The sequence below is a fragment of the Staphylococcus sp. FSL W8-1268 genome (assembly GCF_038003965.1).
Taxonomy (GTDB): Bacteria; Bacillota; Bacilli; order Staphylococcales; family Staphylococcaceae; genus Staphylococcus; species Staphylococcus hominis.
On the sequence record NZ_JBBOQE010000001.1, the window covers coordinates 843,596 to 869,628 of the forward strand.

28 protein-coding genes and 2 pseudogenes are annotated in these 26,033 nt (G+C 29.2%); 20 read left to right on the forward strand and 10 right to left on the reverse strand.

The genetic code is table 11. The features are described 5' to 3' along the window. Positions 1 to 19: 19 nt before the first annotated feature. The 3 genes and pseudogenes from NST64_RS11605 to NST64_RS04285 form a co-directional block, all read left to right on the forward strand. Positions 20 to 87: pseudogene (locus tag NST64_RS11605) on the forward strand (LacI family DNA-binding transcriptional regulator); the annotation flags it as partial. 81 nt (positions 88 to 168) lie between these two features. Further along, complete coding sequence (locus NST64_RS04280; RefSeq protein WP_340731094.1) at positions 169 to 1,656, forward strand: sucrose-6-phosphate hydrolase; 1,488 nt, start codon at positions 169 to 171, stop codon at positions 1,654 to 1,656. Then, complete coding sequence (locus tag NST64_RS04285; protein ID WP_077700785.1) at positions 1,657 to 2,628, forward strand: carbohydrate kinase family protein; 972 nt, start codon at positions 1,657 to 1,659, stop codon at positions 2,626 to 2,628. Between the two features lie 38 nt (positions 2,629 to 2,666). On the opposite strand, the gene agrA is transcribed toward NST64_RS04285, so the two are convergent. The 6 genes from agrA to NST64_RS04315 form a co-directional block, all read right to left on the reverse strand. Beyond that, on the reverse strand, positions 2,667 to 3,383 hold the full coding sequence (agrA, locus tag NST64_RS04290; RefSeq protein ID WP_002455088.1) for a quorum-sensing response regulator AgrA: 717 nt from the start codon (positions 3,381 to 3,383) through the stop codon (positions 2,667 to 2,669). 12 nt (positions 3,384 to 3,395) lie between these two features. Beyond that, positions 3,396 to 4,685: a quorum-sensing sensor histidine kinase AgrC gene (gene agrC / locus NST64_RS04295; protein ID WP_049382327.1), complete on the reverse strand. Its 1,290-nt coding sequence runs from the start codon at positions 4,683 to 4,685 to the stop codon at positions 3,396 to 3,398. A 21-nt stretch (positions 4,686 to 4,706) separates the two neighbouring features. Beyond that, a complete protein-coding gene (gene agrD, locus NST64_RS04300; protein WP_002488089.1) occupies positions 4,707 to 4,847 on the reverse strand; it encodes a cyclic lactone autoinducer peptide AgrD in 141 nt (46 codons plus the stop codon). Positions 4,848 to 4,849: 2 nt separating this feature from the next. Beyond that, a complete protein-coding gene (locus NST64_RS04305) occupies positions 4,850 to 5,416 on the reverse strand; it encodes an accessory gene regulator AgrB (RefSeq protein ID WP_002455090.1) in 567 nt (188 codons plus the stop codon). Between the two features lie 701 nt (positions 5,417 to 6,117). Continuing rightward, the gene (locus NST64_RS04310; RefSeq protein WP_002455091.1) at positions 6,118 to 6,903 is read right to left on the reverse strand and encodes a carbon-nitrogen family hydrolase; all 786 of its coding nucleotides are present in this window, start codon (positions 6,901 to 6,903) and stop codon (positions 6,118 to 6,120) included. 130 nt (positions 6,904 to 7,033) lie between these two features. After that, on the reverse strand, positions 7,034 to 7,657 hold the full coding sequence (locus NST64_RS04315; RefSeq protein ID WP_002455092.1) for a nitroreductase family protein: 624 nt from the start codon (positions 7,655 to 7,657) through the stop codon (positions 7,034 to 7,036). Between the two features lie 177 nt (positions 7,658 to 7,834). Between NST64_RS04315 and NST64_RS04320 the strand changes: the two genes are divergently transcribed. Beyond that, positions 7,835 to 9,502, forward strand: coding sequence for an SdrH family protein (locus NST64_RS04320; protein WP_340731095.1), 1,668 nt, complete (start codon positions 7,835 to 7,837; stop codon positions 9,500 to 9,502). 55 nt (positions 9,503 to 9,557) lie between these two features. Here NST64_RS04320 and mroQ read toward each other — a convergent pair whose 3' ends face one another. Beyond that, on the reverse strand, positions 9,558 to 10,298 hold the full coding sequence (gene mroQ / locus NST64_RS04325) for an intramembrane glutamic endopeptidase MroQ (RefSeq protein WP_002450067.1): 741 nt from the start codon (positions 10,296 to 10,298) through the stop codon (positions 9,558 to 9,560). Positions 10,299 to 10,472: 174 nt separating this feature from the next. On the opposite strand from mroQ, the gene groES reads away from it, so the two are divergent. From groES to NST64_RS04345, 4 genes and pseudogenes are all read left to right on the forward strand, one after another. Beyond that, a complete protein-coding gene (groES, locus tag NST64_RS04330; RefSeq protein ID WP_002450026.1) occupies positions 10,473 to 10,760 on the forward strand; it encodes a co-chaperone GroES in 288 nt (95 codons plus the stop codon). Between the two features lie 56 nt (positions 10,761 to 10,816). Beyond that, complete coding sequence (gene groL / locus NST64_RS04335) at positions 10,817 to 12,436, forward strand: chaperonin GroEL (RefSeq protein WP_002450059.1); 1,620 nt, start codon at positions 10,817 to 10,819, stop codon at positions 12,434 to 12,436. A gap of 567 nt (positions 12,437 to 13,003) precedes the next feature. Continuing rightward, positions 13,004 to 13,153 carry a hypothetical protein gene (locus NST64_RS04340; protein WP_002455097.1) on the forward strand — a complete coding sequence of 50 codons (150 nt, stop codon included), beginning with the start codon at positions 13,004 to 13,006 and terminating at the stop codon, positions 13,151 to 13,153. 182 nt (positions 13,154 to 13,335) lie between these two features. Then, positions 13,336 to 13,997: pseudogene (locus NST64_RS04345) on the forward strand (type 1 glutamine amidotransferase). A 50-nt stretch (positions 13,998 to 14,047) separates the two neighbouring features. On the opposite strand, the gene NST64_RS04350 reads toward NST64_RS04345, so the two are convergent. Then, a complete protein-coding gene (locus NST64_RS04350; protein ID WP_002450049.1) occupies positions 14,048 to 15,334 on the reverse strand; it encodes an aminotransferase class I/II-fold pyridoxal phosphate-dependent enzyme in 1,287 nt (428 codons plus the stop codon). Positions 15,335 to 15,527: 193 nt separating this feature from the next. Here NST64_RS04350 and NST64_RS04355 point away from each other — a divergent pair, with 193 nt between their 5' ends. From NST64_RS04355 to NST64_RS04400, 10 genes are all read left to right on the forward strand, one after another. Then, positions 15,528 to 15,623: a Trp-rich small protein gene (locus NST64_RS04355; protein ID WP_087437185.1), complete on the forward strand. Its 96-nt coding sequence runs from the start codon at positions 15,528 to 15,530 to the stop codon at positions 15,621 to 15,623. Between the two features lie 179 nt (positions 15,624 to 15,802). Next, on the forward strand, positions 15,803 to 15,979 hold the full coding sequence (locus NST64_RS04360) for an SE1626 family protein (RefSeq protein WP_002455099.1): 177 nt from the start codon (positions 15,803 to 15,805) through the stop codon (positions 15,977 to 15,979). Positions 15,980 to 16,166: 187 nt separating this feature from the next. Then, positions 16,167 to 16,547 carry a PSM export ABC transporter transcriptional regulator PmtR gene (gene pmtR, locus NST64_RS04365; protein ID WP_002450053.1) on the forward strand — a complete coding sequence of 127 codons (381 nt, stop codon included), beginning with the start codon at positions 16,167 to 16,169 and terminating at the stop codon, positions 16,545 to 16,547. After that, positions 16,544 to 17,443 (forward strand): phenol-soluble modulin export ABC transporter ATP-binding protein PmtA, encoded by a 900-nt coding sequence (gene pmtA, locus NST64_RS04370; RefSeq protein WP_002455100.1) that lies wholly within the window; start codon positions 16,544 to 16,546, stop codon positions 17,441 to 17,443. The genes pmtR and pmtA overlap by 4 nt, the downstream gene beginning before the upstream one ends. Then, complete coding sequence (pmtB, locus tag NST64_RS04375) at positions 17,440 to 18,102, forward strand: phenol-soluble modulin export ABC transporter permease subunit PmtB (protein WP_002450044.1); 663 nt, start codon at positions 17,440 to 17,442, stop codon at positions 18,100 to 18,102. The genes pmtA and pmtB overlap by 4 nt, the downstream gene beginning before the upstream one ends. A 17-nt stretch (positions 18,103 to 18,119) precedes the next feature. Then, positions 18,120 to 18,992, forward strand: a complete 873-nt coding sequence (gene pmtC / locus NST64_RS04380; RefSeq protein WP_002450019.1) for a phenol-soluble modulin export ABC transporter ATP-binding protein PmtC — start codon at positions 18,120 to 18,122, stop codon at positions 18,990 to 18,992. Beyond that, on the forward strand, positions 18,993 to 19,721 hold the full coding sequence (gene pmtD, locus NST64_RS04385) for a phenol-soluble modulin export ABC transporter permease subunit PmtD (protein WP_049417660.1): 729 nt from the start codon (positions 18,993 to 18,995) through the stop codon (positions 19,719 to 19,721). 145 nt (positions 19,722 to 19,866) lie between these two features. Further along, positions 19,867 to 20,352 carry a hypothetical protein gene (locus NST64_RS04390; protein WP_002450066.1) on the forward strand — a complete coding sequence of 162 codons (486 nt, stop codon included), beginning with the start codon at positions 19,867 to 19,869 and terminating at the stop codon, positions 20,350 to 20,352. 47 nt (positions 20,353 to 20,399) lie between these two features. Next, complete coding sequence (locus NST64_RS04395; protein WP_002455102.1) at positions 20,400 to 20,954, forward strand: HAAS signaling domain-containing protein; 555 nt, start codon at positions 20,400 to 20,402, stop codon at positions 20,952 to 20,954. Continuing rightward, complete coding sequence (locus NST64_RS04400) at positions 20,954 to 21,796, forward strand: DUF4097 family beta strand repeat-containing protein (protein WP_002455103.1); 843 nt, start codon at positions 20,954 to 20,956, stop codon at positions 21,794 to 21,796. The genes NST64_RS04395 and NST64_RS04400 overlap by 1 nt, the downstream gene beginning before the upstream one ends. A gap of 65 nt (positions 21,797 to 21,861) precedes the next feature. Here NST64_RS04400 and NST64_RS04405 read toward each other — a convergent pair whose 3' ends face one another. Beyond that, positions 21,862 to 22,902, reverse strand: coding sequence for a C45 family autoproteolytic acyltransferase/hydolase (locus NST64_RS04405; RefSeq protein ID WP_049417658.1), 1,041 nt, complete (start codon positions 22,900 to 22,902; stop codon positions 21,862 to 21,864). Between the two features lie 279 nt (positions 22,903 to 23,181). On the opposite strand from NST64_RS04405, the gene NST64_RS04410 reads away from it, so the two are divergent. Together NST64_RS04410 and pglS are read left to right on the forward strand one after the other, a co-directional pair. Then, a complete protein-coding gene (locus NST64_RS04410; protein WP_002450085.1) occupies positions 23,182 to 23,355 on the forward strand; it encodes a hypothetical protein in 174 nt (57 codons plus the stop codon). Between the two features lie 122 nt (positions 23,356 to 23,477). Next, positions 23,478 to 24,524, forward strand: a complete 1,047-nt coding sequence (gene pglS, locus NST64_RS04415; RefSeq protein ID WP_049417657.1) for a 6-phosphogluconolactonase — start codon at positions 23,478 to 23,480, stop codon at positions 24,522 to 24,524. Positions 24,525 to 24,581: 57 nt separating this feature from the next. Here pglS and NST64_RS04420 read toward each other — a convergent pair whose 3' ends face one another. After that, on the reverse strand, positions 24,582 to 25,964 hold the full coding sequence (locus NST64_RS04420) for an aldehyde dehydrogenase (protein WP_002450045.1): 1,383 nt from the start codon (positions 25,962 to 25,964) through the stop codon (positions 24,582 to 24,584). Positions 25,965 to 26,033 lie beyond the last annotated feature (69 nt).

Sequence of the window (26,033 nt, forward strand, 5' to 3'; positions counted from 1 at the left end):
AATTTAGATGATTAGTCTATTGAAAAACATATCAGATATTGCAAAGTTTGCGGGAGTATCAAAAGTACAATTTCCCGCTTTTTAAATTATAGATTGTAAAGTCTTAAGACTAATTACCGTTACGATATTAAGTGATAAAATTAATACTAATGATTTAGGAGGACTAATATGACTGAGTGGTCAAGAGAACAACGCTATCGTCGTATTGAAGATGTGAACAAAGATGAATTAGAAGCGTTAAAGCATCGAATAGAACAATCAAGTTATCGTCAACACTTTCATATTCAACCTGAAACAGGTTTATTAAATGATCCTAATGGATTGATGTTTTATAACGGAACATACTATGTATCTCACCAGTGGTTTCCATTGGGTGCTGTGCATGGACTGAAATATTGGTTTAATTATACTAGTAAAGATTTAGTGACATTTGAACCAAATGGTCCTATATTAAAGCCTGATACGATTTATGATAGTCATGGGGTATATAGTGGAAGTGCTTTTGAATTTGAAGGAAACTTATATTACATGTATACAGGTAATCATCGAGATAAAGAATGGAAAAGATATTCGAGTCAAATGATTGCAAAAGTAAAACAAGATGGTTCAATCGAAAAATTAAATAAGCCTGTGATTGCTCATCAACCTGAAGGATATACAAGTCATTTTAGAGTTCCAAAAGTATTTAAACATCATGAAGAATATTATGCAATATTAGGTGTCCAAACTCAACAAGAATTAGGACGTTTACTTTTGTACAAAATGATACATCGACAGATTGACCAATGGGAATATATTGGAGAAATTACAACCGAACTAGAAGATTTTGGCTATATGTGGGAATGTCCAGACTATTTTAGTTTAAATGGACAAGATGTCATTATTTTTAGTCCTCAAGGTATTGATGCAAAAGATGAAAAATATAGAAATATTTATCAATCTGGATATCTAATCGGTCATTTAAATTTCGATACATTAGAATTCAAACATGATACATTTATAGAACTTGATAATGGTTTTGATTTTTATGCGCCACAAACGTTTATAGATGAATATGGTAAGCGTATTTTAATTGGGTGGATGGGATTACCAGATACTCACTATCCTACAGATGAAGAAGATTGGGCACATTGTTTAACGATACCTAGAGAGTTAACAATCGAAGAAGGACGGTTACGCCAACGTCCTTTGAAAGCGTTAGAGACGTTACGTCAAAATAAAGAAACGGCATTAGGTTATGCTAACAAATATAATACAACACTTCATCCTTACGAGGGTACGCAATATGAGCTTATTATTGATATTTTAGAAAATGAAGCAACAGAAATATATTTTGAATTAAGAGCATCTAAGTTAAATTCAACATTAATTTCTTATAATACTAGGGAGCAAAAGATTACATTAGATCGATCAGAAAGTGGTGCATTACCTAGTAATGTTGAAGGTGTGACAAGATCTACATATTTAGATTCGCCATTAAAGCAATTACACATTTTTGTGGATACGTCAAGTATTGAAATTTTTTGTAATGATGGAGAGTGTGTCTTAACGTCAAGAATTTTTCCTGATGAAAATGCTACAGCAATTCGCACATCTACAGAAACAGGTCAAGTTTATTTAAAATTTACTAAATATGACTTAGGGAGAGAAAAATAAATGAGGAAGTTATATGCTATTGGTGAAGCATTAATCGATTTTATTCCAAATAGAACAAATATTGAACTTAAAGATGTAACGCAGTTCAGTCGACAAGTTGGCGGGGCACCTGCTAATGTGGCAAGTGTGGCTAAAAAATTAGGTAGTAGGACAGAAATGGTTACACAATTAGGTAATGACGCTTTTGGAGATATTATCGTAGAGACGTTAGAGAAAATAGGCGTTGGTACAACATATATTAAACGAACACATGCAGCTAATACTGCACTCGCATTCGTTAGTTTAAAAGAAAATGGAGAACGAGATTTTTCTTTTTATCGTAAACCATCAGCTGACATGCTTTATCATGCTTCGAATTTAGATGAAATTAATATTTCTAATCAAGATGTTCTACATTTTTGTTCTGTTGACTTAATTGAATGTGATATGAAAAATGCACATCTTGCTATGATTGAAAAATTTGAAGCGGCTCATGGGATGATAGTGTTTGATCCAAATGTTAGATTACCATTATGGGATAGCGCAGAAGCGTGTAAAGCGACTATTCAGTCATTTCTTCCAAAAGCAAATATCATTAAAATTTCAGATGAAGAAATTGAATTTGTTACTGAAATAAGTGATGAACATAAAGCGATTCAATCTTTATTTAAAGGGAATGTTGAAGTAGTTATCTATACACAAGGAGACAAAGGAGCAACAGCCTATTTAAAAGATGGGACAATTATTCATCATCAAGGGTATAAAGTTGAAGCTGTTGACACTACTGGTGCCGGAGACGCGTTTATTGGTGCAGTCATTAATAGAATTTTAAATACAGAATTAACAGACATTACTTCTCTATTTAAAGAAAAAGGAGAAGAAATTTTAAAATTTAGTAATTTAGTAGCTGCAAAAGTAACTACTAAATATGGCGCTATTGAAAGTATTCCAAGTTTAGAAGAAGTTATTGAAGAACTTAAAAAAAGAAATTAAGAAACCCCTTCAGATATTAAAATGAAGGGGTTTTAATATTATATCTTTTTAACATTACGTACAGAGGCATAGCAATGCTCACCATTTCTGAAAGTTACAATTCGTTCTTTAGAATCGACTGAATCGATATTATGACGATTTACAACAAAACTATTGTGACATCTGAAAAAACGATCATCGAGTTGTGCTAATTCTTTAAGATTTCCGTAGAATTCAATCTGACGGTTATCAAGATGTGCAATTAAACGATGGGATTTTGTAGACGATTCAAAGAACATGACATCATCATATTGTACATATATTGAATTGCTACCACGCTTTAATTCAATTGTTTCAACATTGCTTTCTTTTGAAAGTAATTTTAAACGTGTATGAGCAGTTTCAATGCAATCTATTATTCGCGTTTTTAGTTGATTAGGATCATCTTTAAAAATAAAATCCATTGCAGATACCTTATAGACAAATGTTAGGTAAGTGAGTTCACTATGACTTGTAACAAAGATGATATTCCCAATAGGATCATACTTTCGAATTTCACTTCCAAGTTTAATACCGTTAATATCAGCTTCCAATTGTATATCTAAAAAATAACATCCAACATCATTCATTTCTTTTGACTGTTCAATAATTTCATAAGGATCATCTGTCGCTAACGCTATTTCCATCGGTTTTTCTTCAATCATTATATAGTTGTTAATAATTGAAACCATATTTTCACGTTGTTTCACATCGTCTTCACAAATGAATATTTTCATTTTCTCACATCCTTATGGCATATTATTTATAATTTCTACTTTTTGAACGAAGTAGCCATTTTCTATAGTCGTATCAAGTAACACGTTTTCAGTAGTATCAGTAATTTCTTTTAAAGTCGTTAGACCAAGTCCTCTGTTATCTCCTTTAGTTGAAAAGGAGTCTTGAAATAATTCATGGATTTTCGGCATATCTTCTTTACATTTATTCATAACAATAAACATGACTGACGTTTCGACATTGATAAATGCAATTCTAATTAAGGCATCTTCTAATTCTTCTGAAGCCTCAATAGCGTTATCAATGATAATCCCAATGATACGACTTAAATCAACCGTATTCATCTCAATATGATCAATTAACTCTGGCACCTCAATACTAATAGGTATATTTTTTTCTTGAGCTTGTAAAATTTTAGTTGTTATCAATCCTTTAATAGCACGCACTTTTAAATTATCCGTACCATTAATTTTGATTGAGTTCATTTGAAGGTTATCTTTCATAGGAACAATATTATCATTAAAATATGTCTTTAAACCATCCATATCATTTTCTCTTATGTATTCTGACATTGTAGTAAGAATATTGACATAATCATGTCTAAACTTACGCATTTCATTATTAATCGATTCTATTTGTAGTGTGTATTCATAATACGTTTCAATTTCTTCCATATTACGTCTGTATCGAAGTTCACGTAATGTATATCTAGAAATTATAATGATTAAGGTGATAAAAAATATAATTATTCCAATAAAAATTAGCCCATAAATTTTTAAAGAAGCATTATTAACTTTAGGTACTTGAGAATAAATATATAAAATTATAAATGAAAGAATTAAAACAATTGAAATAATAGTTAAGTAAGTCTTATTAATAGATAAATAAGACATTTTTAATTTTTTAAGTAGAGATTTAAATGTAAAAGATATAAGTATAGAAACTAAAGTAAATATACTTATATACGATAAATCTAAATAGGTATTATTATTAATAAATTTTTGAAAAATTATTACAAGTATAAAAGCAATGAAATTACTTAAAAACATTAAAATAGCACTACTTAAAACTGTAATAATCGAGTACCACTTAACTTTACAATATAGGAAAATTCCACAACCAATTAATAAATATAAAACAGAAATACTTCCTAAATAATAATAAAAAAAAGCAGAAGGGATTATAATCGTTAAAATGATTAAATAATCCCTTAAAGTATATTTAATATCTAAAATTATTTTTGAAATTAAAAATAATAAAAATCCTTGAAAAAGTGCTAAAGGTACATTTGATAATAAATCCATACGTCACACACTTTCTAAATTTTATCTATTAAGATCAGTTAATTCTTTAGGAACTTCAGGTTCATCGAAATAACCACCACATACATTATATGAAGCAAGTGTACCAACAGTTTCTAAGATTAATGAGAATAGTTTAATGAATAAATCTGTAATAAATGTCATAATTAATAATCCTCCTTAGGAAAAAAGAATGGTAATAGTGTTGTACTTTCAAGTATCATACCTAATAAAATTAATTGTTTATATGGCTCTGGTACTATAATAGAAATAATGATTAAAACCACTACTAAAATAATAGACTTTATTTTTTTGCGAGGTTTTAGTCGTTCGGGTATGGGTTGTTTCTTAGTGGCAGCTGGTGCATAAATAATAATCAGTAATAATGCAAGGCCACTAACACTATACATGATACCCATATTAATATGATAGTAAGCAATGAGCCATGGTAAACCAACAAATAAGATTAAATTTTGAATATGGCATAGCAAAGTAGACTTTGCATGCGCCCCGTGTGCATTGTGTCGAATTAAAAAATAACTAATGTGTGTGATTAAAGTATACAAAAATGTATGGAATATGAGCGCAGCACCATATGTCACAATTGTTTTAGCAATATTACTAACAACCACTTGCATGCCTAATCGTACTTTTAAGAATTGGATATGATCAAGGTTGTTTTTCTTCTGTAAATAAGATGCAAAGTGCTCAATTTTATCATCAATTGCTTTCAATATTGTGCCACTCTCCTTGACTATATTATACAATTTTGCGCAATTAGTCTGTAAAATAATGCTTAACTGTTAAAATTTAATACTTAACTGTTAAAGTAATTCGATAACTCATATTTTACCATATAAAAATAAACAGTTTAGTAGAAAAAGTTGCAAGTTAAGAAATTTTTAATTACTTAAATGAATGTTATGTTTTAATATACTCATATCACATTAAAGTGATATCAACTTAATAATCTTAGTCTTTAAATTGTTAGTCTTTGTTTTATTCGAATAAATCTTTTTTTGATTTTGTTAGTAGTTGCGAAATTAAAAGTTGATTTATCGATGAGTTGTAAGGAATGTTTGTGTAATTTGACTATGTATTTGTGATGATCGAGACCAATGGGTTATTCGATAATATCGATTTTCATAGTAAAATATTTCATTTATTTATTTCTTCGTGTAGTTCCATTCATTAATAAGCTATCCCAACTTATTGATGAGAAATGCATAAGACTCGCTGAAGTGTTAACTCAGTAGAAAATAATTAACTTAGCTATTCTGAATAGAAGGTAATTATTTTCAATATGCAAGCTATCATAACATTGTTATGCAATGTAATTTTTCATAATTAATAACATCCCCAAAAGATTGAAAAATAACTGTAAAACATTCCCTTAATTAAAAGTCGTGAGTCTCTCCCAAGCTCACGACTTTTTTTATTTATATAAATGAGGTTTTAAATTTCTAAAGATTGGAATAGCATCTCTTTGACGTGATACTTCTTGAATGTTGATATCAACTGAAATAGTATCTTCTTCTCTGTTTAACTCAACAAGAATATCTCCATTAGGATTGATAACCATTGAATGTCCAGCGTATTCAGTATTTCCATCATGACCTGTGCCATTACATGCGACGATAAAAATATCATTTTCTATAGCTCTAGCTTGAAGTAAGTTTCTCCAATGATTAAGTCGAGATGTTGGCCATTCAGCGACATAAAATGCGATTTGAGCACCTTCTCTAGATGGATATCTTAGCAATTCAGGGAATCTTAAGTCATAGCATATAATTTGAGTGGCGAGAGCACCTGATGATAAAGCAAATGGTTCTGGAACTGTTTTTCCATCCTCTAAAAATTCTGGTTCATTTAGCATTGGAACTAAATGAACTTTATCATATTTGTTAATACGACGACCTTTTTTAGAGACAGTAAAAGCAGTATTATAAACTTTATTATTTTGTTTATTTGAAACAGATCCTGCGACGATGTCAACTTGATATGTTTGAGCAAGATTCGAAATAAAAGGAAAACTACGTGATAATGCTTGATCTGCTTTTTCATTTAATTCTTCTAAAGCATAGCCATTGTTCCACATTTCTGGTAACACAACAACTTCAGTATCATCATCTAATTGAGTATTAAACCATTCTGAAATTTTTTGTTCATTTTTCTCAACATTTCCATATTCGACATGAAATTGGAATATTTGTATTTTCACTTTAACCACTCCTCAACCTGCTTAATAATTTCAATTTACTAAATTTGGCTAGGAAAAGCAAAATGAAGCACATTACAATTAAAGTAAAATAACTTAATTGTAATGTACTTCATTGATAAGTTTAAATTTATTATTTTTTAATAATAAATCGTTGATCAGTAGGGTGAATTTCTTTTTCACCAGCTTGTTCTTCAATATCACCAAATGGCATTTGTGCTACAAGTTTCCATGATGCTGGAATATCAAATGTTTGTGTTGTAACTTGATCAACTAGTGGATTATAGTGTTGTAACGATGCACCGATACCTTTTGAACTTAGTGCAGTCCAAATTGCGTATTGATGCATAGCATTTGTTTGAACAGCCCAGTTAGCAAAATTATCAGCATATGATGGCATTTGTTCTTGTAATGATTTTATCACATCTTCATCTTCAAAATATAAAATAGTTCCGTAGGCATGCTCGAAACCATTAATTCTTTGATTTGTAGGTTCAAAGTCACGATCTGGTCCCATTACATCTTTAAGTACAGTTTTAGCATTTTCCCAGAATTTAATATGTTGATCATTAAGTAACAAAACAATACGTGTTGATTGTGAATTAAAAGCTGAAGGCATGTATTTTACAATATGTTCAATCATTTCCTCTAATTCTTCATCACTAATAGAAATAGATGTTTTAGTTTTATAAATTGTACGTCTATTTTCAATTTCAGTTAGAAATGGTTTTGTGTTTTCTTTATCAAATAATTCCATCTTATAATCTCCTTTTTTTAATATATTTCTTGTATAAAATTTATACTAGAATAAGTAAATTATTATATAACAAAAATTTCATAAATATTAATGTTTTTTATCAATTTGTTTATATACATGCATGATATTTTTTATTTCTTTATACTAAAATTGTTAAAAATAAGAGGAGGTCTCAGAATGATAAAACAAAAAGTTATTCGAACAAGTCTTATTTTTGCTATAAGTGCAACTATATTCAGTCACTATAGTTATGCTGAAACCTCTTCTAATATAGAGAGTGAAGGCGTAGATCAGAAAGTAAACTCACAAATAAATTCTGATACTCAGCAATCTAAAATTAAACTAAGTAAGGAAAACATAAAAAAATTTAATTATACTAGTGATGAAACTAGCAACACAGAAGAACCAAAAATAGAAAATATACATCAAGAAAGCGACGAGACTAACAGTAAAGAAAAATCAGCAGTAGAAGAGTCACAACAAGAAAGTGACGAGACTAACAGTAAAGAAAAATCAGCAGCAGAAGAGTCCCAACAAGAAAGTGACGAGACTAACAGTAAAGAAAAATCAACAGTAGAAGAGTCACAACAAGAAAGCAACGAGACTAACAGTAAAGAAAAATCAGCAGTAGAAGAATCACAACAAGAAAGTGACGAGACTAACAGTAAAGAAAAATCAACAGTAGAAGAGTCACGAAAAGAAAGCGACGAGACTAATGGCACAGAAAAATCAGCAGCAGAAGAGTCCCAACAAGAAAGTGACGAGACTAACAGTAAAGAAAAATCAACAGTAGAAGAGTCCCAACAAGAAAGCGACGAGACTAATAGCACAGAAAAATCAACAGCAGAAGAATCACGAAAAGAAAGCGACGAAACTAATAGCCTTGAAGAACTAAAAAAAGAAAAAGTTAATGATAAGAATCAACAAAAGAGTGGAATAGAACATATTCATAAAAATAATACGTCATCTTCTAAAGAAAAAAATCATACTAAATATAAAACAGCACAAAAAAGTAAAAATTATAAAAATGATGATTCAACTATTTTTAAGCAAGAAGAACATCAAAATGTAAGGTCTAAATCAATGAAGTCGAAACAAAATCAAATCATACAACCATATAATAATAATACTTCATCCAATGTTTACTCAAAAACTACTTATCAAAAGGATAAGTCTCAAAATAGTATTTCCAAAACAATGTTTAACCAATTGGTTTCACGACAACTAGTTGAAAACAATCATAATAATTTTGAACCAACACATTTAAAGCAAAATAATCTATATTTCCAAAGTGATAGAGGAAAAGAATCCACTTATCGAAATGCATATCAAATAGAGTCAAGATTTTCAGAAAATATCTTAAATAGGTTTAATCAATATGCAAAAGGTGCTTATAAGTACAACCCTTATATTATTAATAAGATTAATCATTTAGATGATAATGGTGAAAAGATAACAAATAAAGATTTTAATCGTTTAATTAAGAAACAAAAATTTGATAATCAAAATCTAAATATATTACAAGAGGATTCTCAATACTTTAGATTTCAATATTTTAATCCACTTAATGCTAAAGAATATTATAAAAATTTAGATGAGCAAGTTTTATCATTAATTACAAGTGACATTGGCTCTATGCCTGATTTAAAAAAGCCAAAAACAATTCATAAGGATGAAGAAGAAGAAGAACAACATAAAAAAGTCATTACTTCTTCTCATAAAAAAACAGAATCAAAATCATATATAAAAACTTTGAATATGATACTGATTCCTACTTTAATTTTAATATCTTCCACTGTAATGATAATTTATGGATATCAAAATTTAAAAACGAAAAAAAAGTAAAAGCATCAAATGTCTAGAGCATTCGATGCTTTTATTTATTAAGATAAATTATGTGCTAATTACACAAGTGAATAATAAATTGAGTTTGTTGTTTCAAATGATTTAATGAATCGCCAAGGAAAAATTGCATTACTACAACGAAGCCATTTTGAAATATATGAATAAGTATCGGCACAGAAATTCGTTTTGTTAAAGTATAAGCTAACGAAAGTATCATCCCCATACCAAAATAAATAAGAATAAATTTAATATCATTATGCGCTAATGCAAAAAGTAAAGAACTTACGGTAGAAGCAATTAAGAAGGCAATGATTCTATTTCCTTTAATTCGATCATATAGTTCACCAAAGAACACTTTTCTAAATACATATTCTTCTAAAATAGGGCCTACAACAGAAATTAATATAATAAAAATAGGAAGTTGTTTTGCTACAGCCATTATTCGTTGAGTATTTGGACTTTGTTGTGGTTGACCGAAAATCCATATGTTAATCACACCTACAATAACTTGATATAACATAACTATGAAAAAGCCAAGTATAGCCCATGGGATAATATAACGTTTTGATTCTTTATGTTCTTGCTCTAAGTTTGTAGGATTCTTAATTTTGAAATGAAAAAAGATGATTAAAATTGCTGCAAGTATAAATAAGATAACTTGAGTATACACCCCAGCCCTAGCTAAAGCCATACCTGATAAACGACTAAATATAGGCGTTTGTGCTAGAACTAAGGGTAAAAATTGTGCTAAAGCATATATAATTAATGTTAGTATTGCCACCCAAATTCTTGCCATTTGAAACCTCCAGATTAAATATCAATTATTCTTATTTTATCGTAAAAAACTCAGATGTACAAAAGTAAGAGAGAGTTTTTACTTGAAATATTGACCAAATTTGATTATTATAAAAATTAGATTAGCACTCATTATATTAAAGTGCTAAATAGACCCTGCTAAGGAGGAACAATCATGCTTAAACCATTAGGAAATCGTGTGATTATCGAAAGAAAAGAACAAGAACAAACAACTAAAAGTGGAATCGTTTTAACTGATAGCGCAAAAGAAAAATCTAACGAAGGTGTTGTAGTTGCAGTAGGCAGCGGACGTCTTCTTGATAATGGTGAGACAGTTGCTCCCGAAGTAAAAGAAGGTGATTCAGTAGTATTTCAAGAATATGCTGGATCAGAGATTAAACGTGGAGAAGAAAGCTATTTAATTTTAAATGTAGAAGATATATTAGCAATTATAGAAAAGTAAAAATAACTATATAAAATTGTCGAAAAACAGGATTAATATTAATGGAGGTTGTATAAATGGCTAAAGATCTTAAATTTTCAGAAGATGCACGACAAGCAATGTTACGTGGTGTGGATAAATTAGCAAACGCTGTTAAAGTAACAATTGGTCCTAAAGGTCGAAATGTTGTATTAGATAAAGAATATGTTGCACCTTTAATTACAAACGATGGTGTAACAATTGCCAAAGAAATTGAATTAGAAGATCCATATGAAAATATGGGTGCTAAGTTAGTTCAAGAAGTAGCAAATAAAACAAATGAAATTGCTGGTGATGGTACTACAACTGCTACAGTATTAGCACAAGCAATGATTCAAGAAGGTTTGAAAAACGTAACAAGTGGTGCAAATCCAGTTGGTTTACGTGAAGGCATTGATAAAGCAGTCAGAGTAGCAGTTGAAGCATTACATGACATTTCTCAAAAAGTTGAAAATAAAAATGAAATCGCACAAGTAGGTGCAATTTCTGCTGCTGATGAAGAAATTGGTAAATATATTTCTGAAGCAATGGATAAAGTAGGTAATGACGGTGTTATTACAATTGAAGAATCTAATGGACTTGATACGGAATTAGAAGTTGTAGAAGGTATGCAATTTGATAGAGGTTATCAATCTCCATATATGGTAACAGATTCTGATAAAATGATTGCGGAATTAGAAAGACCATATATTTTAGTTACAGATAAGAAAATTTCATCATTCCAAGATATATTACCTTTATTAGAACAAGTTGTTCAATCAAGCCGACCAATCTTAATCGTGGCAGATGAAGTTGAAGGTGATGCATTAACAAATATTGTATTAAACCGCATGAGAGGTACTTTCACTGCTGTAGCTGTTAAAGCACCTGGCTTTGGTGATCGTCGTAAAGCAATGTTAGAAGATTTAGCAATATTGACTGGTGCAACAGTGATTACAGATGATTTAGGATTAGAATTAAAAGATGCTTCGATTGATATGTTAGGTACTGCAAATAAAGTAGAAGTAACAAAAGATAATACAACTGTTGTTGATGGTGATGGAGACGATAACAGTATTGATGCACGAGTAAGTCAAATCAAAGCACAAATTGAAGAAACTGATTCAGACTTTGATAGAGAAAAATTACAAGAACGTCTTGCTAAATTAGCTGGTGGTGTAGCAGTGATAAAAGTAGGTGCTGCTTCTGAAACAGAATTAAAAGAACGTAAATTACGTATTGAAGATGCATTAAATTCTACACGCGCTGCAGTTGAAGAAGGTATTGTTGCAGGTGGTGGTACAGCTTTAGTTAATATCTATAATAAAGTTGAAGAAATAGAAGCGGAAGGCGATGTTGCGACAGGTGTTAATATTGTACTTAAAGCTTTATCAGCACCAGTACGCCAAATTGCTGAAAATGCTGGATTAGAAGGTTCAGTTATTGTTGAAAGACTTAAACATGCTGATGCAGGTGTCGGATTCAATGCTGCTACAAACGAGTGGGTGAATATGCTTGAAGAAGGTATTGTAGATCCTACTAAGGTAACACGTTCAGCTTTACAACACGCTGCAAGTGTTGCTGCAATGTTCTTAACTACTGAAGCGGTAGTTGCAAATATTCCAGAACCTGAAAGTAATGACAATGCTGCAATGGGTGGTATGCCAGGTATGATGTAAAAACACCTATAAATGTTGATATATCAATGTTTTGTGTTTTTACTGGTCATGGTTATAGAAATTTAGAAAATATAATAAAAAGACTGATAAGTTCATTTTGAAGTGCGCTCAGTCAAATAGACAAGTAAATAATTAAAAGATATGGTTGGTTTTGTTTTATGCAAAATCAGCCATTTTTAATGTTAGTTTTTTGTATTAAAAAAGTAGATATATTCTTTAATTACTTATTTAATTTCACTGATATCTTTAAATATAATTTGAACAATTTTTACATAAAACTTGTCGAAATTTTACATCTTTTGATTTTTAACAATTTTATTTAATATACAAATTGAAAAAAAGATAATAAATAAAAATGCTAAATTTAATAATCAAAATAATAATATAGATTAATATAGTGATAAAAGAATTCTTGCTTTTTATATTTATGTTGTTATTTAATTTTCTGACGGTTTTGATTATAAAGTGAATCTGTACTGAAATATTGATTAGTTAATTCAAAATGATCTAGTCAAAGGTGATGTATGGGTTAAATGGTATGCAAAATTATTAAATGTTAATCCTAATATGAATATTGAACTAGCGTCTTCATTTGAACGTGGTGCTAGTAATGAAAAACTCAAAAAACATGGTGGAACACTGATTTATATTAGATGGAAAGATAGAATGAACCCTATTAAATACTATAGTGACTTAATAGAAAATAGAAAAGTATGAGTTTTATATTGGAGTCTATGGCAAAAAATGATTGTCTTAGATTCCTTTTATATATTGGAGTGCTTATAAAAGTTTTTTAAATATAAAAATTATATAATTTTTATAGTATTTATTTTAAGTGTTTCGAAGTATAATGATAGCAAAGATATAAATAAACATTGACTTTTAAAGGAGAATCAACAATGAGGATTAATATTTTACAACATACCCCTAATGAAGGTCCTGGAGTTATCAGAGATTGGGCTACCGAGCATCACCATGAATTATATATTTATCATCCTTATTTTAATAGTGGTATCCTTCCCAATGTTAAAGAAACAGATTTACTTATTATTTTAGGAGGACCCATGAGTCCTAATAATGAGGATAAATGGATTTTTGAAGAACGAGAATTAATTCGCAATTTAATACAGCAAAATAAGCCAATATTTGGTATATGTTTTGGCGCTCAACAAATTACTAAAGCCCTAGGATATACTGTAGGAAAATCTCCAGTAAAAGAAGTCGGTTGGAATAAAGTTTATCGTGAGTCATCCATCATTCCTAATATTCCAAAAGAATTGATGGCATTACATTGGCATGAAGAAACATTTTATATACCTAAAAATGCACAATTATTATTTTCAAGTCAATATTTAAAAAATCAAGGATTTATTTTGAATAATAATATTATCGGACTACAATTTCATTTTGTCATGATATAAAAGAGATTGTCATGAATGATGCTCCATACGTGTTTGATTCCGTATTAAATCAAACGCCAGACCAGATTCTTAACCAAGAAGTACCAAGAGAGAATAAAGAAGTAATGTTTAAATTGTTAGATTTTATTACAAGTCATTAAAAAATAGCGAGAACCTTCCTGGTTAGGTCTCTCGCTATTATACTTTTATGTTATTTTAAGTCATCAATTGCTTTAGCAATAGAATCAAAAACATGTGGAATATCGTTTTTTTCAACACAACTAAAAGCAATACGAATATCTGTATCATTAAGTGCAATAATACCAATTGAATAGTTATCGATTAAATGAACACGAAGTTTTTCTGGGTTAACACCGATTACTTTAAGTGCCATAAAGTATCCAGAGTTAAAATCATATGCTTGCCAATGTTGTTTATATTTTTCATCATAAACCACTTCTTTTGTTACTTCATAACGTTCTTGTAATGTTTTTACATTAGCTTGAATTTCTTTATCAAATTGTTCATGATTCTCTAGTATATATTTAATTGCACTTTGAGAAGGCATTGCTCCACTTGAAATATTACTTCTAATTAATCCTTTAACTTTAGCCTCTAATACGTCTTTAGCTTTTTGATTACTTAATCCAAATGTAAGAAAGCCAACACGTAAACCCCAAGCAAAAAATTCTTTAGTTGCACCGTCAAGGCGTATCGGTAAAATATTTTTTGAATCTAATTGAGTAATTGCAGTAAAAATAGATTGTGTATAGACATCTTCATAAAATAAACCATAGTATGCATCATCTACGACTGTAATCACCTTAGTTCCTTTTTCTGCTAAGCGTTCAATTGCTGAGACAATTGTACGAACTTCTTCTTTAGTAGGTGTATAGCCAGTTGGATTATTAGGATAGTTTAAGATAATAATAGCTTTATCTTGTTTAAAATTATCTAAAGTAGATACAAGTGAGTTTGTTGTATAATGTCCATCTTGATCGAAAATAGCATAAGTTTCAATATTTGCCTTATGTCTTGTATTAAAAATAAGTTTATAGTTTCCCCAGTTATGTGTTGGTAATAAAATTGTATCTTCATCATTTACAAATAAGTCAGCAACTAAAGATAAACCATGGGTTAATGCATTCGTCACGATCGGACGGCTTATAGATGAAGCTTTTAAACTAGGATTTTCTTTTAACATTTTTTGTTGCCATAAATCTCTTAAAGTTTCAATTCCTTGTGGCGGAGCATATGGGAAAATCTCATCAGGCGAAAGATGATTGTAGACATCAAATAATGTGTCTGCATACATTTTTCCTTTATCATTAGTTGCCATACCAATTGTTGCATTGTATTTTGTTGATTTAGCTTCTGCAGACTGAGACAGAATACCTTTGGGATAAAACATAGATTGACCTAATGTCGATAACATGCTTAATATTTCAGGACGGTCATCGCCTAGTTGATCGTTTAAATGTTGTGCTAAAGGATTCATTTTCATAACCTCGCTTTAAATTGTTATTCACATTATATATTATCTTGAATTAAACAAAATATAAAGTTTTCTAATAAAAAATAAAGCAGAGAAGTGTTTTTATCCGTAAACGGAACGTATGTTCTGTTTGTGTGTTAAAATATATATAGGTCATCATGAGATATGACACTTTACTTTGTGGAGGTGTAGTGTAATGTCGTGGTTATTAGAAAGTTTAGTCACGCTTATAACAGGGAGTATGCTGATTATATTTCGAGTTTGGTTAGAAACTAAGTGGAAAAATAAATAAGATGACCTTACACAAAAACCCCTTAACTTGATGTGGCAAGTTAGGGGGTGTAATGCAATTTGTGGATATAACACTATCTTAACATAGAACATATACAATTCAATTTTAATTAAATAAATGATTAATGCATATAAAATAAAAAATTTGATATAATTATTATAATGAGGTGACTAAAAATGATGAAACACCTAACAAAAATTTTTGTAGGTTTAGCTATTGTTTTGTTTGTCATTGGATATTATCTACAAGCCACTGGACATGAAAGTCAAGGTATAAAGTTATTATTGGCTGCCATTATGTTTATGATATGTGCATTTATTAATCGTAGCAATGACAGACGTAAAAATAAAAAGTAACATATGAAAACTATGATGCAATTACCACTGTAATACTGTATCATAGTTTTTTTGTTTAACTATGTTTATAGTGTATATACAATTTATGTCTTAAGAATACTGATTTTATCTTATTTTTATTAATTCACTTTACAAATCTGTATATACTGTATATATTATTTATATACAGTTGTAAAGGGGGACATAAATGAAAGTTATTCTAAAAAACACCAGTGAACAGCCCATTTATGAACAAATTAAACAACAAATTAAAGAAAATATATTAAAAGGTTACGTTGAAGCTGGAAGTCACTTACCATCTATGAGGGAACTGGCGAAAGATTTGCAAGTCAGTTTAATTACAACAAAGCGTGCCTATGAAGATTTGGAAAAAGAAGGGTTTGTCACAACAATAAGAGGTAAAGGAACATTCGTAAAAGAACAAGACAGTTCAATTTTAAAAGAAAAACAATTTTTTGTAATTGAACATCTTGCACGTTCCATGGTAAAAGAAGCAAAAACAATTGGTATGCCTCTAAAAGAATTAAATGAAGTTTTAGCTTTAATTTACGAGGAGGAAGATGAATGAAAGCGATTGAAGTTAAACACGTAAGTTATAACACTAAAACTTTCCAAATCAAAGATCTTTCATTCAGTATTCCTCAAGGATTTGTTACGGGCTTTATTGGGAGTAATGGTGCTGGCAAGACAACAATGATTCGATTAATGATGGATTTACTTGAACCTAATACTGGAGAAATTAAAATCTTAGGACGACAAATGAAAGAATCAGCAAAATGGATTAAAAATAAAATTGGTTTTGTTTACTCAGAAATTTATTTCAACCAACAATGGAATATAAAAAAACTAGAAAATATGATTTCTCCTTTTTATTCTAAGTGGGATAGTCATATATTCCATCAGTATTTAGAGCAATTCAATATACCAAGTCATCTTAAAATTAAGCATTTCTCTAGTGGAATGAAAATGAAGTTATCTTTAGCCATTGCTTTAAGTCACCACGCTGAGTTATTTATATTAGATGAACCAACAGCAGGTTTAGATCCAATTGTAAGAAATGAAGTTCTAGAAATATTGCAGCAAGAATTAATAGATGAAAATAAAACGGTTTTTATTTCGACTCATATTATTTCAGACTTAGAAAAAATAGCAGATTATCTTGTATATATAAAAACAGGCAATCTTGTACTTGAAGGCTATTGTGATGATATAAAAGAGGAATATTTTATCGTAAAAGGTGATAACAAAGATTTAGATGATGAATTAAATCAACTCCTTTTATATAAAGAAGAAAAGCATACAGGTTATGTCGGTTTTACAAAACATGGTCAAGCATTTAAGGAATTATTTGGAAAACAAGTTGAAATAAAACATCCAACGATTGAAGAATTAATGATTTACCTTGAGAAAATGAAAGAAACTAATGATGTTGAAACTCCAAATAGAAATGGGTTGATGGCATGAAGCAACTAATAATAAGAAATTTTAAGTTAAGACGTTGGACACTTATCATTTATTTAGTGCTTATTGTTATTAATCCTATTTATACACTATTTTTTTCAAAAACAAGTTATGGTTTCGTTGTATATATTCCACTTGCCATTACATTAATGATTATAAGCATTTTAGATTCAGGACAATTATTTAGAGTACATAGACGGTTAGGTGGAAAAGAGTCGTATCTTTTTTATGAAAGTTTACCAATAACTAAGAAAGAATTGCTTAATGCAAATTATCTGACATGTATTATATTAACGATTTTAGGAACATTGATTATTGGATTATATAATTTTCAATCAACAAATATTCAGGTAAATGAGTTGCGTTATTCGACAGCACTTTCATTTTTAAGTGTAAATTTATTTAGCATTCCTATTGCCTTTAGTAAAAGTACAGAAAGAAAAAGAGAATATATTTCTTACACTGTTTATATTATTTTAATGGTACTTGCTATACCGATGGCAATTGCATTTATCTTTTTGACTATTAATTTATTTATCTTTCATAATGCACTTGATCCAAATGTATTTAATAAATATTTAAGTATTGGATTAGTTATTATAAGTGTGATTTGGCTAGTTATAAATTATTTTATTCAAATAGCACGTGTTAATCGTCGCTAGAAAAAAGGAGGACTTTTATGAAATTAGAAAATATTACTAAAACATACGGTAATAATAATGTTTTAGACAATATAGATTTTGATTTTGGAGATAGCAAAATTGTAGGACTCATTGGTAAAAACGGTGTGGGTAAAACTACACTGATGAAAGTGATGAATGGAAATATTATTAATTACAAAGGTAAAGTTAATTTAAAAGATGATGAAAATATTGGCTATCTCATTGAACATCCAAAACTTTATGATAATAAAACAGGACTTTATAATTTAAGACTCTTTGCTCAGGTGCTTGGTCAAGGATTTGATAAAGCATATTCAGATAAAATTATAGATGCTTTTGGTATGCGTCCCTATATTAAGAAAAAAGTTAAAAAATATTCAATGGGTATGAAACAAAAATTAGCGATTGCTGTATCATTAATGAATAAACCAAAATATCTTATTTTGGATGAACCGACCAATGGCATGGATCCAGATGGCTCAATCGATGTTCTAGAAACGATACAATCTTTAGTAAATGAATTAAATATGAAAATTCTTATTTCAAGTCATAAATTAGAAGACATCGAATTAATTTGTGATAGAGCTGTCTTTTTAAGAGATGGACATTTCGTTCAAGATGTCAATATGAAAGATGGTAGTGCAGAAGAAAGTACCTCTATTACGTTGGACAATGATGATTTTGATCAAGCGCTAAATTATTTACAAGAACATTTTAATGTTATTCATTCTTATAAACAAAATGGAGAAATTCTTATTAAAGCAGAACGAGATTATCGAACATTGCTTAAAGCGCTCGCACATATTAATGTGTATCCTAAATATATTGAAACACGTAAAAATTCGCTTCGAGATACGTACTTTAATATTAATCAAAGAGGTGACCATTAAATGAAGAGTTTACAATTAGTTAAATATGATATATTAAGTTTTTTAAAAAGTTATTTAACATATATCGCGCTTATATGTATTTGGGGTATCATCACAGCAATGACTGTACTATTAGCAAAAAATACTGATAAAGTCGATTATTCAATGATATTACCAATGGCAAATTGGATGTTTCTATTCTTTGGTTTACTTGTTGTTATTAAAACAATTACACGTGACTATTCTCAAGGAACGATTCAACTTTATATGAATAAAGTGAAAAATAGAGTAGGTTATGTGATAGCAAAAACGATTTCGATTATTATTTTTTCGTTCATATTTACACTTATCACGTATGTTACACTTTTAGTTATTCAAACTTTTACAGATGGTAAAAATTTAAATGGAGATAAATTCCTAACAAATATTTGGTTCTATCTTATCTTTTTACTATTTTTTGGACTATTATTATTCTTAATTACTTTAATTGTACAAAAACCAGCAGTCATTTTTACATTAGGTATCTTTTTAGTGTTTATCGTACCATTTTTACAACCATTTTTAGGTTTAATCCCTGAATGGGGCGATAATATTCAAAAATCACTCAAATATATACCTTTTAGTTACTTAACAGAAAAATCATCATCAGGTAGTATTAAATTTACGGATTGGCAATGGTTCATTTCTATTGCATCTATTGTTATTTTATTTATCGCTGATGTACTTTATGCTGCTAAACGAGACATTTAAATTAATAACTTTTTAATAAAACTGGCGACGATACGTTCAATTTTTGTCGCCAGTTTTATTTGCATTGAAAGGTACTTTAATATTTTTTGAATATAATCATAGTTATGATATATTAAAAAAAATAAGTATATAAGTGGTGGTCCTATTGCATATTCAAAATAGATGGGTTATCTCAATTTTATTTATTGTCATTTCTTTATTAGTTGTACTAGGATTGACAATTTATAAAAATGAAAAAACGGTTGATTTAAGTGATGTAGAAATTAATCATTTAAAGCTTAATGAAACGTTTGATAACTCAGAATATAGTTTAAATAAGCATGTGAAATTAGATAGGTATGTTTTTTATAATCATAATAAATATAAAAATTTAACAATAAAAGTCAAGAAAAAACATCACAAAATTAAAGGAATTATCTTAGTTAAAGATACTTTTGTTAACACAAATTTTGATGTTCATATAGGTGACCAAATCGATGCTGTTATAGATAATCTAGGTTATAACTATGACAAAGATAAGGTAGGTAAAGGTTATGATGCTTTAGTGTATCTTGATAAAGATCATCACATGAAATTATCAATTTTATATAAAGATAATATTGTTAAGCGAATTGAATTCTTTAGTCGTTGATAGTTAATAAAAATAAATTTATATTTTAAGAAAGTATGTGAAAGAAAATGGATAAAATTACTTTTTTGAATGAACTGGAAACGGAGCTTGATGATTTACCACGTAAAGAAAAAGATAAAGTAATGAATGAATATGAAGATATCTTTTATAATCAAGAAACAAAAGGCAAAACAGATGCTCAAATATTAGATGATTTGAAAAATCCTTATACTATTGGAAAAGAAATAAAAGCTAAAGAAGCAATTTCACATGCAAAAGTTACACCTAACTTTCGTAATATTGTAAAAGCTATTATGGCATCATTAAGTTTGGGTGTTATTTCTTTTTTCTTAATTGTTATCCCAATTATAATATTCTTAATATTTCTAGCCTTTGTTTTCGTCATTTCAATTGTGCTTATTTGTTTACCTATCTTATTAATTATTATTAGTATCCTTAAAGGCACTCCTGACTCTTTTAGTAATTTTCTTTATAGTATTTCTTATGCTGGAATAGGTATATTAGTGTTCGTTGCAATAATAAAAATTGTTCAGAATTTATATAAACTTGTTTTAAAATATTTATCATGGTATATAAAAATAATTAAAGGAAGAATCCAGTGATGAAAAAGTTAACAATAAGTGGATTAGTTATATTTGTTGTTTTTTTTCTAGCAGCAACGTTGGTATGGTTTGTTCATGATAAAGATATTTATAAACGATTGAAATATAATGAAACGTTTCATCAATCATCTATCTCCAAATTGAATATAGATAGTTATAGTTCTGATATCACTATTACTCAAGGTTCTTCATTTAGAGTGAAATATTACGGGGACAATAGTATAAAAGTGAACACTCAAAAAGACAGCTTAAATGTAAAAGAATCACGTTCTTCTAAAAGAGGATATAGCTTTAATTTAAACCCTTTTAAAAGAAGCAAGTTCAACATACATATAACCATTCCACCTGATAAATTAAAACAATTAAATATTGATGCTAAATTAGGAAAATTAAATATTAATAATATAGATATCAAAAAAGCTAGAATTAGAAAAGACGGAGAAAATTTAAATATCAAAGAAGCTAAACTTGATCATATTGATTATTATAGCGATCATGGAACAATTAATATTAAAAATAGTGATATTAAAAATAGTCAATTTAAAGTAATAAATTCTAATATTGTGGTTAATCATTGTACCTTGAAAAATGGGTTATTCATTACAAATGAAGGAAAACTTGACTTTAAAAACATGCCAAGTCAAATTGATATGAAGAGTTCAAGTAAAAAAGGTGATATAAACATTGAGTATAAAACTAAGCCTAAAGACACCTTGTTAAAACTACATCCAGGAATGGGTGACAATAACATTAAGAATCCTTATTTTAAAGATAGCAAAGTAGGTAATAGTTATAATATTATAGAGTGTTATAACGTTAAAGGTGATATAAATATTAAATAGGATGAAAAAGATTAGACAAAACGTTGATTAATTAAATTTTAAAACGTTTATCTAATCTTTTTTTATTAATACGTAGCAAATGTTAAATCAGTATCTAGCTTTCCAGTAAATTCTATTAAATCAAGTTCATGACCCTCTAACCATGATTGAAAGTCGATAGATAGAGGGGGTCTATTCTCACCTAATGTCATCCAAGCTTTTAAATGTTTAGGTTCATACATTGATGTATGAATCGTTCCTGACCAACTTTTAAATAACTTACTATAAATGTCATATTTAGGATCATTAAAAAGTTTAAACGCAGTATATTTATCTATATCTTCTGAAGTTTGACTAATTGTGCGAGCAAGACGTTCTTTAGATTCTTTGGTATAGTTACGATTTTCATGTGTTAATATTTCAAAGTGATTAGTACAAACTTTATCATATCTAACATCAAATGAGCGTGGCGTAATTTCAACAATTGCATGATTTAAATGCTTATCCATTAAAATATAACTAAATGAACTTCTATGGGGTAACTCTTTTAGAAATTGAATTGCTTCTTTTACATCTTTACAATATTCTAAGACAAGTCGTCCTACCATATAACATACAAATCCATTTGCAGGATGCTTACGGTGCATAAAATTATATCCCATCACAAGACCTGCTTCATTCATACCATCCATACGACCAGTTACTCTAGAGGTTGGTCCTATTTGCGCGAGTCCACCATCATTTGGTTGATAAAGAAGATATCTGCCATCATATGTAGCAGGATGATAGTCATAATTACGAACCATATAATCTTTACCTTGAAAAACTGTACATCCACTTTCATTTAAATCAGTAAAACGATAGTGACCGAAATTTAAAATCATTTGTTTAGTCGGTAAATTTAATATCTCTTGCATTCCTAATAATTCTTCCCAGATTTCTGGTGCATACGTTTGGAAAATGCTATATGTTTCATTAACATCAATGTCAAAACGAGGTATACGCTTCTTCCATTCACGTTCTCTATTTTCTAGTAAGGGCGTCTGTTTTAACCACTGAGCAGTTTTGATACCTAAATCAAAATGTGATCCGCGAAAGGTCATAATATCTGACTTAACTTCTTGCATGAAAAATCCTCCTATCATTTGTTTTATTATTTATATTGAACAATAATTTATATTAAATTTAAAGCCTTATAATGTTTATTTATATATGATAGTAATTCACTGTGTAAATAAGACAAATGTCATTCATTATAAATAAAGAAAAAATATTTGATTTTTTAAAAATCTTTAATTTTAGGTTTGAAATAATATATAAAAAGGTATGTATTTAATCATAACGTTAACTATGTTAAAATTATTTAATGTAAACGTATTTATTTTAAGTACAGGGGTGAAACATAAATGTGGGATTTCATTAAAGGTTTATTTAAATTCTTATTAAGCTTTACAGCTATTACAGCACTAGTTGTTGGTGTAGTAGTAGTAGTATTTGGCTTTATTTTCAAAAAAGACTTTGAAGATATCGAAAGAAAAACAAAAGAAATCGTATCTGATATTGAAAGCAATAATGCTTAATGCAACGATGTACCATATACCAGTAATTTCATTTGAAGTTACTGGTTTTTTTTATTACTCTTAAATAAATACAATTAGCTAGTATAAATATTAATGATATTGAATATAATGGAGGTATTAAAATGACAACTAAAGGTTATGTGGGATCTTATACAAAAAAAGAAGGTAAGGGTATTTATATATTCGAACTTAATGAAGATAATGGAGAAATACAATCAGTAGATACAGGATATGATATCGAAGCATCGACTTATCTTGCTCAAACTGAACAATTTTTGTATGCAATTACTAAAGAGAATGAGGCATGTGGTGTAGCTGCATTTAAAAAAGGCGAGAATGGACAGCTTACACTCATTAATAAATGTTTAGCTTCAGAGAATGGAACAGGGTGTTATATTTCTGTTTCTAGTGATCATAACTTCTTATTCGAAGCGGTTTATACTGCTGGAATAGCACGTATATATCAACTTAATCCTGACACAGGCGAAGTGGTAAAATTAATTGAAGAGTTAGAACATAGTTATCCAACTGGAACACATGAGCGTCAAGATCATAATCATGTTCATTTCATTAGAGAAACCCCTGACCATAAATATGTAGCTGTGACTGATTTAGGTGCAGATAAAATTGTAACATATACATTCGGAGTTGAAGGGTTTAAAGAACATGCGGTATCAGAATTCCATGCTGAAGATGGACCGCGTCATATTGAATTCCATAATAATGGGAAATACGCGTATGTTGTTCATGAGTTATCTAATAGAGTAAGCGTTGTACAATATCATGATGGAAAATTTGAAGAAATTGAACGTCATTTAACGATTCCTGAAGATTTCACTGGAGAAACTAAATTAGCAGCTGTGAGACTATCTCATGATGAACAAAATTTATATATTAGTAATCGTGGACATGATAGTATAGCGATATTTACAGTAGTTGATGATGGAAAAGGAATTAACCCAGTTGAAATAGTAAAAAGCGGGGGAGAATTTCCAAGAGATTTTAATATTACTGAGTCAGATGAATACCTTGTATGTGCACATCAAGAAGGAAATTACGCGTTAACAGTATTTAGACGTGATACAAATAGTGGTATGTTGATTGCTACTGACAATCAGTATACCGCACCTGAAGGTGTATTTGTTGATTTCTTGAATTCATCGTTATAGATAAAAAATACCCCTATAATGTAAACACTTGTAAAGTGAGCCATTATAGGGATTTTTTTATAAGTTTTTGAAAAATGTTCTAATATATTTGAATTTACCTTTATAAGGGGGATAGATAATACTCGAATCTAGTCGAGTAGATTTAAAAATATATGATTTCATATGACTAAATGTATCAAATGAATATTTGCCATGATATTCGCCAATTCCTGAAGCACCTACGCCACCAAAGGGTAAATTTGGGTTAGCTAAATGCATTAAAGTGTCATTGATTGCACCGCCACCAAATGACAATTCTTCTAGCACACAGTTCGTTGTATTTTCATCTTCACTAAATAAATATAAGCTTAGAGGTTTAGATTTGCTTTGAATAATATCTATCGCTTCATTAAAATCATCGTAGACGATGATTGGTAATAATGGACCAAAAATTTCTTCTTCCATAATTTTAGATTGTGGAGTAATACCGTCTAAAATTGTAGGTTCGATATATTGTTCATTTTCATCAGTATGCCCACCAAAAATCACTTCATTACGATGTATTGCTAATAATTCAGAAAGTCGATTGAAATGTTTTGTATTAACAATACGTCCAAAATCAGGGCTATTTTGAATATTTTTGCCATAGAATTCTTCAATAGATTGTTTAAATGCTTGAATTAATTCATTTTTAACTTTTCTATTCACTAAAATATAATCTGGTGCTACACAAGTTTGACCAGCATTGGTGAATTTACCGAAGCTAATACGATCACTTGCTACTTTAATATTAGCAGTTTCATCTACAATCACTGGTGATTTACCACCAAGTTCAAGTGTGACAGGAACTAAATTTTTACTTGCTGCTTCGTAAACAATTCGACCTACATTTTCGCTACCAGTAAAGAATATATAATCAAATGGAAGATTGATTAATGTTTGAGTTTCTTCAACGCCACCTTCAACGACAGCTACAAAATCGCTTGCAAACACATCTTCAATCACTTTTCGCACTACTTGTGCAACATGAGGAGTAAGTTCAGAAGGTTTAATGATGGCGTTATTACCAGCTGCTATAGCACCAATAAGAGGTTCGAATAAAAGTTGTACAGGATAATTAAATGGACCGATAATTAATATTGTCCCATAGGGCTCAGGCTTAATATAACTCTTTGATGGAAACATAAATAGGGGTGTATCTACTTGCTTAGTTTTAGCCCAGTTTTTTAATTCTTTACGAGCTGTTTTTATACTTTTTAAAAGTATACCAATTTCAGTAGCATACGCTTCTACTGAACCTTTCCCTAAGTCTATTTTTAATGACTCTAATAATTCTGTTTCATGGTCTTTAATACTTTTACTTAATAATTTTAATTGTTGTTTACGAAATTTGATATCTTTAGTTTGATGTGTTTTAAAAAACTGTTTACTTTCTTGAAATTGTTTTTCTATTAAATTCAATTGTAGTACCTCCTGTACAGTCAATCCTAATACCGTTATAGGTGTGATTGACTATATAATTTTAGTTAA

What these genes read in the sequence shown, in the direction of transcription:
- agrC (WP_049382327.1), bottom strand. Translation starts at nt 4,685, where the DNA reads ATGGATTTATTATCAAATGTACCTTTAGCACTTTTTCAAGGATTTTTA.
- pmtC (WP_002450019.1), top strand. Translation starts at nt 18,120, where the DNA reads ATGAAATTAGAAAATATTACTAAAACATACGGTAATAATAATGTTTTA.
- NST64_RS04280 (WP_340731094.1), top strand. Translation starts at nt 169, where the DNA reads ATGACTGAGTGGTCAAGAGAACAACGCTATCGTCGTATTGAAGATGTG.
- NST64_RS04315 (WP_002455092.1), bottom strand. Translation starts at nt 7,657, where the DNA reads ATGGAATTATTTGATAAAGAAAACACAAAACCATTTCTAACTGAAATT.
- groES (WP_002450026.1), top strand. Translation starts at nt 10,473, where the DNA reads ATGCTTAAACCATTAGGAAATCGTGTGATTATCGAAAGAAAAGAACAA.
- mroQ (WP_002450067.1), bottom strand. Translation starts at nt 10,298, where the DNA reads ATGGCAAGAATTTGGGTGGCAATACTAACATTAATTATATATGCTTTA.
- NST64_RS04405 (WP_049417658.1), bottom strand. Translation starts at nt 22,902, where the DNA reads ATGCAAGAAGTTAAGTCAGATATTATGACCTTTCGCGGATCACATTTT.
- pmtR (WP_002450053.1), top strand. Translation starts at nt 16,167, where the DNA reads ATGAAAGTTATTCTAAAAAACACCAGTGAACAGCCCATTTATGAACAA.
- agrD (WP_002488089.1), bottom strand. Translation starts at nt 4,847, where the DNA reads ATGACATTTATTACAGATTTATTCATTAAACTATTCTCATTAATCTTA.
- NST64_RS04340 (WP_002455097.1), top strand. Translation starts at nt 13,004, where the DNA reads ATGAATATTGAACTAGCGTCTTCATTTGAACGTGGTGCTAGTAATGAA.
- NST64_RS04320 (WP_340731095.1), top strand. Translation starts at nt 7,835, where the DNA reads ATGATAAAACAAAAAGTTATTCGAACAAGTCTTATTTTTGCTATAAGT.
- groL (WP_002450059.1), top strand. Translation starts at nt 10,817, where the DNA reads ATGGCTAAAGATCTTAAATTTTCAGAAGATGCACGACAAGCAATGTTA.
- agrA (WP_002455088.1), bottom strand. Translation starts at nt 3,383, where the DNA reads ATGAAAATATTCATTTGTGAAGACGATGTGAAACAACGTGAAAATATG.
- NST64_RS04400 (WP_002455103.1), top strand. Translation starts at nt 20,954, where the DNA reads ATGAAAAAGTTAACAATAAGTGGATTAGTTATATTTGTTGTTTTTTTT.
- pmtD (WP_049417660.1), top strand. Translation starts at nt 18,993, where the DNA reads ATGAAGAGTTTACAATTAGTTAAATATGATATATTAAGTTTTTTAAAA.
- pmtB (WP_002450044.1), top strand. Translation starts at nt 17,440, where the DNA reads ATGAAGCAACTAATAATAAGAAATTTTAAGTTAAGACGTTGGACACTT.
- NST64_RS04360 (WP_002455099.1), top strand. Translation starts at nt 15,803, where the DNA reads ATGAAACACCTAACAAAAATTTTTGTAGGTTTAGCTATTGTTTTGTTT.
- NST64_RS04355 (WP_087437185.1), top strand. Translation starts at nt 15,528, where the DNA reads ATGTCGTGGTTATTAGAAAGTTTAGTCACGCTTATAACAGGGAGTATG.
- NST64_RS04395 (WP_002455102.1), top strand. Translation starts at nt 20,400, where the DNA reads ATGGATAAAATTACTTTTTTGAATGAACTGGAAACGGAGCTTGATGAT.
- NST64_RS04350 (WP_002450049.1), bottom strand. Translation starts at nt 15,334, where the DNA reads ATGAATCCTTTAGCACAACATTTAAACGATCAACTAGGCGATGACCGT.
- NST64_RS04285 (WP_077700785.1), top strand. Translation starts at nt 1,657, where the DNA reads ATGAGGAAGTTATATGCTATTGGTGAAGCATTAATCGATTTTATTCCA.
- pglS (WP_049417657.1), top strand. Translation starts at nt 23,478, where the DNA reads ATGACAACTAAAGGTTATGTGGGATCTTATACAAAAAAAGAAGGTAAG.
- NST64_RS04410 (WP_002450085.1), top strand. Translation starts at nt 23,182, where the DNA reads ATGTGGGATTTCATTAAAGGTTTATTTAAATTCTTATTAAGCTTTACA.
- pmtA (WP_002455100.1), top strand. Translation starts at nt 16,544, where the DNA reads ATGAAAGCGATTGAAGTTAAACACGTAAGTTATAACACTAAAACTTTC.